The organism is Marinobacter sp. OP 3.4 (assembly GCF_036224885.1).
GTDB lineage: Bacteria > Pseudomonadota > Gammaproteobacteria > Pseudomonadales > Oleiphilaceae > Marinobacter.
In genome coordinates, this window is sequence record NZ_JAVVLT010000038.1 from 1 (window position 1) to 8701 (window position 8701).

Below are 8701 nucleotides of genomic sequence, written 5' to 3' on the forward strand. Positions count from 1 at the left end.
CAGAGCCAGAGCCAGAGCCAGAGCCAGAGCCAGAGCCAGAGCCAGAGCCAGAGCCAGAGCCAGAAAAGAAAGTCAGCGTTTTTCAGCGCATCCGATCCGGTCTGGGCAAGACCCGGGAAAACCTCGGCTCCGGTCTGTCCGGTCTGTTCTCCGGGAAGGTGGACGAGGACCTGCTGGAGGAGATCGAAACCACCCTGCTGATGGCGGATGTTGGCGTCACCGCCACCACCGAGATCATCGATTCCCTGACCGAGAAGCTGAACCGCAGCCAGCTCAAGGACGGCGAGGCCCTCAAGGCGGCGCTGAAGGACGAACTTCGTCACCTGCTCGATGGCAGCCGTGAGCCGCTGGCCATCGACACCGGCAAGAAGCCCTGGGTCATGCTGATGGTGGGCGTGAACGGTGTCGGCAAGACCACCACCATCGGCAAGCTGGCCCGCCAGTTCCAGAATGAAGGCCGCAGCGTGATGCTGGCTGCCGGCGACACCTTCCGGGCTGCTGCCGTGGAGCAATTGCAGGTCTGGGGGGAGCGCAACGAGGTGCCTGTGATCGCCCAGCACACTGGGGCCGACAGTGCCTCGGTGATCTACGACGCGGTACAGTCCGCCCGGGCCCGGGGTACGGATGTCGTGATAGCCGACACAGCGGGGCGGCTGCAGAACAAGGACAATCTCATGGCCGAACTGGAAAAGGTGGTTCGGGTCATGAAGAAGCTGGATGAGTCGGCGCCCCATGAGGTGATGCTGGTGCTGGACGCCGGTACCGGCCAGAATGCCCTCAGTCAGGCCCAGGTGTTCCAGCAGGCGGTGGGCGTCTCCGGCATCACCCTGACCAAGTTGGATGGCACCGCCAAGGGCGGCATTGTTTTCGCCATTGCCCGTCAGTTGGGCCTGCCCATCCGTTACATCGGCGTGGGCGAGCAGGTGGAAGACCTGCGGCCGTTCGAGCCGGAAACCTTCGTGGATGCCCTTTTTGATGACTGAACGGTTTGACGACTGAGAGATCCCCCTGCGGGGATCCGGCGGGCACTGGATATGGAAGTAGGCCGCAATGATTGAGTTTCGGCAGGTCACCAAGCGTTACGACAGCGATCACACTGCGTTGCGGCATGTATCCTTTGAGCTGGACCGGGGGGAGCTCGCCTTCCTCACCGGCCATTCCGGTGCCGGCAAGAGTACCCTGCTGAAGCTGATCCTGCTGATGGAACGCCCATCCGCCGGCAAGGTGGTGGTGGGTGGCCAGTTGCTCAACACCATGCCCCGGCGGCAGATTCCCTACGTTCGACGTCATATCGGCGCCGTCTTCCAGAACCACCAGCTACTGTTCGACCGCACCGTGTTCGACAACGTGGCCATGCCCCTGGAAGTCATGGGGGTACCCCATCAGGATATCGGTCGCCGGGTGAGGGCGGCCCTGGACAAGGTGGGGCTGCTGAGCAAGGAGCGGATGAACCCGATCCAGCTCTCCGGCGGTGAGCAACAGCGGGTGGGCATCGCCCGGGCCGTGGTCAACAAGCCGCCGGTGCTGCTGGCGGATGAGCCCACCGGTAACCTGGACCCGGAACTGTCTGCGGACATCATGCACCTGTTCGAACAGTTCAGCCAGGTGGGAGTCACGGTGTTGATCGCCACCCACGATATCGCGCTGATCGAGTCCATGGGCCGTCGCCGTCTGACCCTGTCCCACGGGGAGTTGAAAGCTGGCCAGGCGACAATGGCGGGAGCGAACCCATGAGCCGGCAGGAGCGCCCGTCAGGCGAGCGCCGGGCCCGCGGGGCCGGCCGTTCCCGCTCTTCCGTCAAATCCGTACTGGCAGGGTACCGGTCCCATCACCTGAAGGTGGCGAAGGACAGCGCCCGCCGGCTGTGGCAGGCCCCAGTGGCCAGTGTCATGACCTGGGCGGTGATGGGCATCGCCCTGGCATTGCCAGTAGGCCTGTTATTGCTGCTGGCGAGCCTTCAGGGTGTCAGCGCCGGTTGGGAGAGTGCCGCCCGGGTGACGGTCTACCTGGCGGACGAGGTATCGGATACAGGTGCCCGGGAGTTGCAGGAGCGGGTGTCGGGCCGTGATGACGTGGCCGAGGTGGTGATGATCCACCGGGACGAGGCCCTGGCGGAATTCCGTGCCGAATCCGGCCTGGCGGATGCCCTGGACTACCTGGACGAGAACCCCCTGCCCCATACCCTGCTGGTAACGCCGGTGGATGAGGCCCGGACCGCATCGGGCGTGGACGCCCTGGCCGGTGGGCTGGAAGCCGAGAGCCAGGTGGCTCGGGTGCAGGTGGACCTGGGCTGGTTGCAGCGGCTGGCGGCCATGACGGATCTGATCGCCCGGGCCGTGTGGGTGCTGACCCTGCTGCTGGCGGCGGCGGTGATCCTGGTGATCGGCAACACCATCCGGCTGGCGATCGAGAACCGTCGCGACGAGATCCTGGTGGCCAAGCTGGTGGGGGGCACCGACGCCTTCGTGCGTCGTCCGTTCCTCTATACCGGCGCCTGGTATGGGCTGGGCGGCGGCGTGGTGGCGCTGCTGATCCTGCAGTTGTCCATCTGGTGGCTTAACGGGCCGGTCCGGGAACTGGCGGTGCTGTATAACAGTGACTTTGCCCTCGGCGGGCTGCCCCTGGACGGTGCCGCCGGGCTGTTGCTGGTGGCGGTGGCCCTGGGCTGGCTGGGTGCGTGGCTGGCGGTACGACGGCACCTGGACGCCATAGAACCGGGTGAAATCGCCGGGGCGTAACGGTATGGCATCATTACCTGTTAAGGTACGGGTCTTCTTTAAGGCTTGTTAATTTGTTGTCGCATTGGCTGTGCTAACCTGAAAGCTCAGCGTCATGTGGTGACGGGTCTTGCGGATACAATCCGTTGTACGGGAAACACCGTATGGTTGCATCCGGCTGACCGGCTCTATGTTACGTAGGGTAACAGGTACTCGCTGGCGTTTGGTCGCCCGGGTACCACGGAAACGGCGCTTTGTGACCGTTTATCGCAGTCTGACCACCGGTTATGGATTGTTGATGTAGCGTGCGGATTGCGGAACTAATCAGAAGCTTGGCTGTCATAGTTTGAATTGATATATTTTGAGATTGCCAAGTACGGAGGATACGAATGGGTACGAGTCTACAATTGGCTGATCGCCTGATTCCTGGTGCCAACCTGGAGTCCTACATCCAGGCGGCCAGTCAGATCCCGGTATTATCCGCAGACGAAGAGCGTGAACTTGCCGAACGCCTTCACTACGAAGGCGATGTGGACGCCGCGCGCACGCTGGTACTGTCACACCTGCGCTTTGTGATCCACATTGCCCGCAGTTATTCCGGTTACGGTCTGGCCCAGGCGGACCTGATCCAGGAAGGCAATGTCGGTCTGATGAAGGCCGTCAAGCGCTTCAACCCCGAGTACGGGGTTCGCCTGGTGTCCTTTGCCGTGCACTGGATCAAGGCGGAGATTCACGAATTTATCCTGCGCAACTGGCGCATCGTGAAAGTGGCCACCACCAAGGCCCAGCGCAAGCTGTTCTTCAACCTGCGCAGTCAGAAGAAAAAGCTGGCGTGGCTGAACCAGGAAGAGCTCAACGCCGTGGCCAACGACCTGGGCGTGGAGCCCCGTGTGGTACGGGAAATGGAAGGCCGCCTGGCCTCCCAGGACACCGCCTTCGACGGCCCCCAGGATGACGACGATGACCACGCCTACCAGGCGCCGGCCTATTATCTGGAAGACAAACGCGGTGATCCGGCCACCCAGCTGGAGCAGTCTGACTGGACCGAAGACTCCAACGGTCGCCTGATGGAGGCACTGGAGACCCTCGATGAGCGTAGCAAGGATATCCTGCGCGAACGCTGGTTGACGGAGAGCAAGTCCACGCTCCATGAACTGGCCGACAAGTATGGTGTGTCCGCCGAGCGCATCCGCCAGCTCGAGAAGAACGCCATGAAAAAGATCAGGACGCGGATGGCCGAGGCGGCCTGACGCCCTCCGGTCAACTGGGTTTCGTACTCCAAAAACGCCACCAGTGCCCGCTGGTGGCGTTTTTGTTTGCAGGGAAACTGGTGTCCCGTCCGGTGAATTCGTTAATCTACGGCACATTAGGTAGGTAAACGAAATCACCGGATGGAACACTCAATGCCAACTTCCCATGTCGCCTTCCTGGGCATCGGCCTGATGGGCGCGCCCATGACCCGCAACCTGCTGGATGCCGGTTTTCCCATGACCCTCTGGAACCGCACCGCCAGCAAGTGTGAGCCGTTCCGTGGGCAGGCTGATATTGCGGCCAGTCCGGCCAAGGCGGTGGCCGATGCTGACATCGTCATCACCATGCTGGAGAACGGCGACGTGGTTGAGGATGTGCTGATCCGGCAGGGAGCCATGGACGCCTTGAAATCCGGTGCCGTACTGGTGGACATGAGCTCTGTGCAGCCCTCCCTGGCGCGCCGGCACGGCTCGCTGGCGACGGAGCGGGGCGCGGGGTACCTGGACGCCCCGGTATCCGGCGGCACCCGGGGTGCCGAGGCCGGAACCCTCAGCATCATGGCCGGTGGGGCAGCCACCGACCTGGAGCAGGCCGCACCGGCGTTGTCGGCCCTCGGCAAGGTCACCCATATCGGCCCGGTGGGCGCCGGTCAATTGGCCAAGCTGGCGAACCAGGCCATTGTCGGGGTCACCATTGGCGCGGTGTCCGAAGCACTGTTATTGGCCGCCCGGGGTGGGGCCGATCCGGAAGCAGTGCGTGAGGCGCTGATGGGTGGTTTCGCCGGCAGCAGGATACTGGAGCAGCACGGCCAGCGGATGATTGACCGGGATTTCGCCCCCGGTGCCCCCGCCCGCATACAGCTCAAGGACCTGCGCATGATCCTGGACGAGGCCCGGGCGGAAGGCCTCACCCTGCCGCTGGCCCAGCAGGCCCACAACGGCTACCTGTCGCTGGTGGCCAATGGCCATGCGGACGTGGACCACAGCGGGCTGTTGCTGGAACTGGAGCACGTCAACGGCGCCCGCCTGGGTGGTGGCCGTTCCGGGGCCGGGGGGAAGGACTGACGCCATGCCCTGTTTTGCCGCCAACCTGACCCTGCTGTTCAACGAAGTGCCGTTCGAGGAACGGTTCGCCGCTGCCTGCCAGGCGGGCTTTGACGGAGTGGAATACCTGTTTCCCTACGCCTGGCCCGAGGCTGAACTGGCCGGGCGGTTAAAAAAGCATAACCTGACCCAGGTGCTGTTCAACCTGCCGCCGGGGAGCTGGGATGCCGGCGAACGTGGTATCGCCTGTCTGCCCGGCCGTGAGGCGGAGTTCCGCGCCGGTGTCGACGACGCCATCCGCTACGCCCATGCCCTGGGTTGCCAGCGGCTCAATTGCCTGGCCGGGCTTGCGCCGCCGGGGGTGGACCGGGACCGGCTCTGGGAAACCCTGCGTGAGAACGTCACCTATGCATCGCGGCGTCTGGGTGAGGAGGGCATTACCCTGTGCCTGGAGGCCATCAACTCTCGGGTGGATATGCCGGGATTCCTGCTGGATACCTCCGACAAGGTGATCCGATTGATGGATGAGGTGGGTGCCGACAACCTGCGCCTGCAGTACGACCTGTACCACATGCAGATCATGGAAGGGGACCTGATCCGCACCCTGCGGCGGCTGATGCCCCGCATTGGTCACATCCAGTTTGCCGATAACCCGGGCCGGCACGAGCCGGGAACCGGGGAGATTAACTTCCGGTCCATCTTTGAGGCGCTGGACGAAGCGGGGTATGCTGGCTGGGTCAGCGCGGAATATCGCCCAAAAGCCCGTACCGTCGAGGGTTTGGGCTGGATGGCGGGTTGATTGGTCGCCCTGGTGCGACCGTCGTCGTTGACGACACCCTCTTACAGGATCGTAACTGGCAGCCAATCAGGACAGACCTTACTCTGGGCAAACATTAACAGTGGTAGAGCCCCTGCAATCCGGGGCCTGAACCCTGCAATCACGAGTTGACAGTCAGGCGGGAGGACAACCGGTGAAAGCACTGGTAATCGAAGACGATCACGACGTGGCAAGTTACCTGGTCAAAGGACTCAAGGAGTCCGATTTCGTGGTGGACCACGCTGCTGACGGCAAGGAAGGCATGATGATGGCCGCCAGCGAGGATTACGACATCATGATTGTGGACCGGATGTTACCGGGCATGGACGGTCTGTCCATCATCAAGACGGTGCGGGCCACGGGCAACCAGGTGCCGGTACTGATCCTGAGTGCCCTGGGCGATGTGGATGACCGGGTTGAAGGCCTTCGCGGGGGCGGTGATGACTACCTGACCAAGCCCTTCTCGTTCACCGAACTGCTGGCCCGTATCGAGTCACTGGTGCGGCGTAACCGCCAGTCAGCGGAAACCGAGACCGTGCTCAAGGTGGCGGACCTGGAAATGGACCTGCTGGCCCGGACCGTCAAGCGTGCCGGCCAGAATATCGATGTGCAGCCCCGGGAGTTCCGGCTGCTGGAGTACCTGATGCGGAACGCCGGCCAGGTGGTCACCCGTACCATGCTGCTGGAGAAGGTCTGGGACTATCACTTCGATCCCCAGACCAACGTCATCGACGTGCACATCAGCCGTCTCAGGGCCAAGATCGACAAGGAGTTCGAGACCCCGCTGCTCCAGACAGTCCGGGGTGCGGGATACATGTTGCGTGAAACTGCTTAGCCAGCTAAGAACCTCCACATTCCAGCTGGCCCTGTTGTACATGGTGGTGTTTGCCACCTCTGTCTTTCTGTTGCTGGCGTTCATCTACTGGCGCACCGCCGGTTTCATGACCGCCCAGACCGATGAAACCATTGAGGCGGAAATCGCAGGGCTGGCGGAGCAATACCGGGGTCGGGGCGTTAACGGCCTGATCACGATCATCCGTGAGCGGGTGGCCCGCGACCCCAATGCCAAGTCCCTCTACCTGCTGACCACCGAGGACTACCTCAAGCTGGCCGGCAACCTCAATACTTGGCCGGAAGGGGCTGAGTCCCAGGGCAGCTGGATCAACTTCACCCTGGACGAGAGCCTGGGCTGGACCGGCCCGCCGCGCATGGCCCGGGCCCGGGTGTTCGAGGTCCAGGGTGGCCTGCGGCTGCTGGTGGGCCGCGATGTGGATGATCTCAATACCCTGAAGGCACTGATCGAGACCGCCATCAACTGGGGCATGGGCATCACCCTGGCGCTGGCCCTGCTCGGTGGTTTCATGATGAGCCGCAGTACCACCCGGCGCATCGAGGTGATCAACAACACCTCCCGCAAGATCATGAACGGGCACCTGTCCCAGCGCATACCCACCCGTGGCACCCAGGACGACTTCGATCAGCTCGCGGAGAACCTGAACCAGATGCTGGACCGGATCGTCTACCTGATGGAAGGCATACGCCATGTCTCCGACAGCATCGCCCATGACCTGCGTACGCCTCTGACACGACTGCGGAACCAGCTTGAAACCACCCTGATGATGGTGGACAACGACGAGGCCCGGGACCAGGCCGCCAAGGCGGTGGCTGAGGCCGACCAGCTATTGGCGACGTTCAACGCCCTGCTGAGGATCGCGCGGCTGGAGACCCGGGGCAATACCACCGCCGATGTGCGCCCGGTGTCCCTGGGCATGCTGGTCAGCGACGCCTGCGAACTCTACGAGGCGCTGGCGGAGGACAAGGCCCAGAGCTTCATTCAGGAAATCGACGAAGACGTGATGGTGGAGGGGGATCGGGACCTGCTGTTCCAGATGGTCAGCAACCTGATCGACAACGCCATCAAGTACACCCCGGAAGAAGGGGAAATCGTGGTGCGGGTCATGCAGGACCACGAATCGGCGGTGTTCGAGGTGGGAGACAGCGGTATCGGGGTGCCCGATGACGAGAAGGGCCAGATATTTCAGCGTTTCTATCGGGTGGGCAAGAGCCGCTCCAAACCCGGTAACGGCCTTGGTCTGAGCCTGGTAAGTGCGGTGACGGAGATCCACCAGGGTTCCATTGGCCTGTTCGACCATCACCCCGGCGCCGACAACCCGGGTCTGCGGGTACGGGTGACCCTGCCCCGCTATAACGCCCAGAAACGTCGGCTACGCTCGGTGCCCGCCGGCAAGGACGGCAGCCAGCACGAAGATCAGTCCGCCTGACGACCGTCGTTGCGGCGGTAGCGGTTGATGCGTTCGGCCATGGGTGTCAGGACCGGATAGTGGCTCTTCTCCAGTCTCTCCAGCATGTCCCCGGCCCGGCGCCGGTAGCGGTCCAGCCGGGTCTGGAGACTGTCCCACTCACCTTCCAGGTGATGTTGCTCAGCCATCATGAAGGCGGCGATGTTGTGACGGTTCACCTTGCTGGTAATGCCCAGCCTGTCCAGTTGATAGCCCAGGCGGTCAATACCCTTAAGGGCGGCCTGGGTGAGGTCATTTTTGTTCATGGGCATGTATTCCGACTGTGGGTCCAGAAGTCCTGATTGGGATACCTGAATCATGAGGGCGAGGTCTAGAGTATACAACCTAGAAGGCTGATATCAGGCGCTGGGGAGGCCTGAAAAAAATGTCATAGCACGGCCACTTCAGGTTAAGGCCGACCATGCATAATGGATAGTGCAGTAGTTGAAGCAGACACAGGTTCCGTCTGCTTCTCCCTCCAGCACAGCGCTAGCCTTGACCCCGCCCATTGGCGGGGTTTTTTTAGTGCGCCCGGCACGGGCGCACTCCTGGAGGTGAAAGTCCTCCCGTGAG

General features: G+C 62.7%; 9 protein-coding genes. 8 read left to right on the forward strand and 1 reads right to left on the reverse strand.

Translation table 11 applies throughout. From position 1 onward, the window contains the following. The 8 genes from ftsY to RO069_RS07585 form a co-directional block, all read left to right on the forward strand. Positions 1–983: signal recognition particle-docking protein FtsY (gene ftsY, locus RO069_RS07550; RefSeq protein ID WP_328186446.1), on the forward strand; the 983-nt coding region annotated here is incomplete at its 5' end. A 67-nt stretch (positions 984–1050) separates the two neighbouring features. Then, positions 1051–1734 carry a cell division ATP-binding protein FtsE gene (gene ftsE / locus RO069_RS07555; RefSeq protein ID WP_328186447.1) on the forward strand — a complete coding sequence of 228 codons (684 nt, stop codon included), beginning with the start codon at positions 1051–1053 and terminating at the stop codon, positions 1732–1734. Continuing rightward, positions 1731–2738: a permease-like cell division protein FtsX gene (ftsX, locus tag RO069_RS07560; protein WP_328186448.1), complete on the forward strand. Its 1008-nt coding sequence runs from the start codon at positions 1731–1733 to the stop codon at positions 2736–2738. Before ftsE ends, ftsX begins: the two co-directional genes overlap by 4 nt. A gap of 368 nt (positions 2739–3106) precedes the next feature. Beyond that, positions 3107–3967: an RNA polymerase sigma factor RpoH gene (gene rpoH, locus RO069_RS07565; protein ID WP_328186449.1), complete on the forward strand. Its 861-nt coding sequence runs from the start codon at positions 3107–3109 to the stop codon at positions 3965–3967. 153 nt (positions 3968–4120) lie between these two features. Next, positions 4121–5032, forward strand: coding sequence for an NAD(P)-dependent oxidoreductase (locus tag RO069_RS07570; RefSeq protein ID WP_328186450.1), 912 nt, complete (start codon positions 4121–4123; stop codon positions 5030–5032). Between the two features lie 4 nt (positions 5033–5036). After that, the gene (gene hyi, locus RO069_RS07575; RefSeq protein WP_328186452.1) at positions 5037–5810 is read left to right on the forward strand and encodes a hydroxypyruvate isomerase; all 774 of its coding nucleotides are present in this window, start codon (positions 5037–5039) and stop codon (positions 5808–5810) included. A 172-nt stretch (positions 5811–5982) separates the two neighbouring features. Next, positions 5983–6663, forward strand: a complete 681-nt coding sequence (locus tag RO069_RS07580) for a response regulator transcription factor (protein WP_328186454.1) — start codon at positions 5983–5985, stop codon at positions 6661–6663. Then, the gene (locus tag RO069_RS07585) at positions 6650–8110 is read left to right on the forward strand and encodes a HAMP domain-containing sensor histidine kinase (protein ID WP_328186456.1); all 1461 of its coding nucleotides are present in this window, start codon (positions 6650–6652) and stop codon (positions 8108–8110) included. Before RO069_RS07580 ends, RO069_RS07585 begins: the two co-directional genes overlap by 14 nt. Here RO069_RS07585 and RO069_RS07590 read toward each other — a convergent pair. After that, on the reverse strand, positions 8098–8394 hold the full coding sequence (locus RO069_RS07590) for a hypothetical protein (RefSeq protein ID WP_328186457.1): 297 nt from the start codon (positions 8392–8394) through the stop codon (positions 8098–8100). The two genes, RO069_RS07585 and RO069_RS07590, sit on opposite strands and share 13 nt — an antisense overlap. Between the last annotated feature and the right edge of the window lie 307 nt (positions 8395–8701).

What these genes read in the sequence shown, in the direction of transcription:
- ftsE (WP_328186447.1), top strand. Translation starts at nt 1,051, where the DNA reads ATGATTGAGTTTCGGCAGGTCACCAAGCGTTACGACAGCGATCACACT.
- ftsX (WP_328186448.1), top strand. Translation starts at nt 1,731, where the DNA reads ATGAGCCGGCAGGAGCGCCCGTCAGGCGAGCGCCGGGCCCGCGGGGCC.
- rpoH (WP_328186449.1), top strand. Translation starts at nt 3,107, where the DNA reads ATGGGTACGAGTCTACAATTGGCTGATCGCCTGATTCCTGGTGCCAAC.
- RO069_RS07570 (WP_328186450.1), top strand. Translation starts at nt 4,121, where the DNA reads ATGCCAACTTCCCATGTCGCCTTCCTGGGCATCGGCCTGATGGGCGCG.
- hyi (WP_328186452.1), top strand. Translation starts at nt 5,037, where the DNA reads ATGCCCTGTTTTGCCGCCAACCTGACCCTGCTGTTCAACGAAGTGCCG.
- RO069_RS07590 (WP_328186457.1), bottom strand. Translation starts at nt 8,394, where the DNA reads ATGAACAAAAATGACCTCACCCAGGCCGCCCTTAAGGGTATTGACCGC.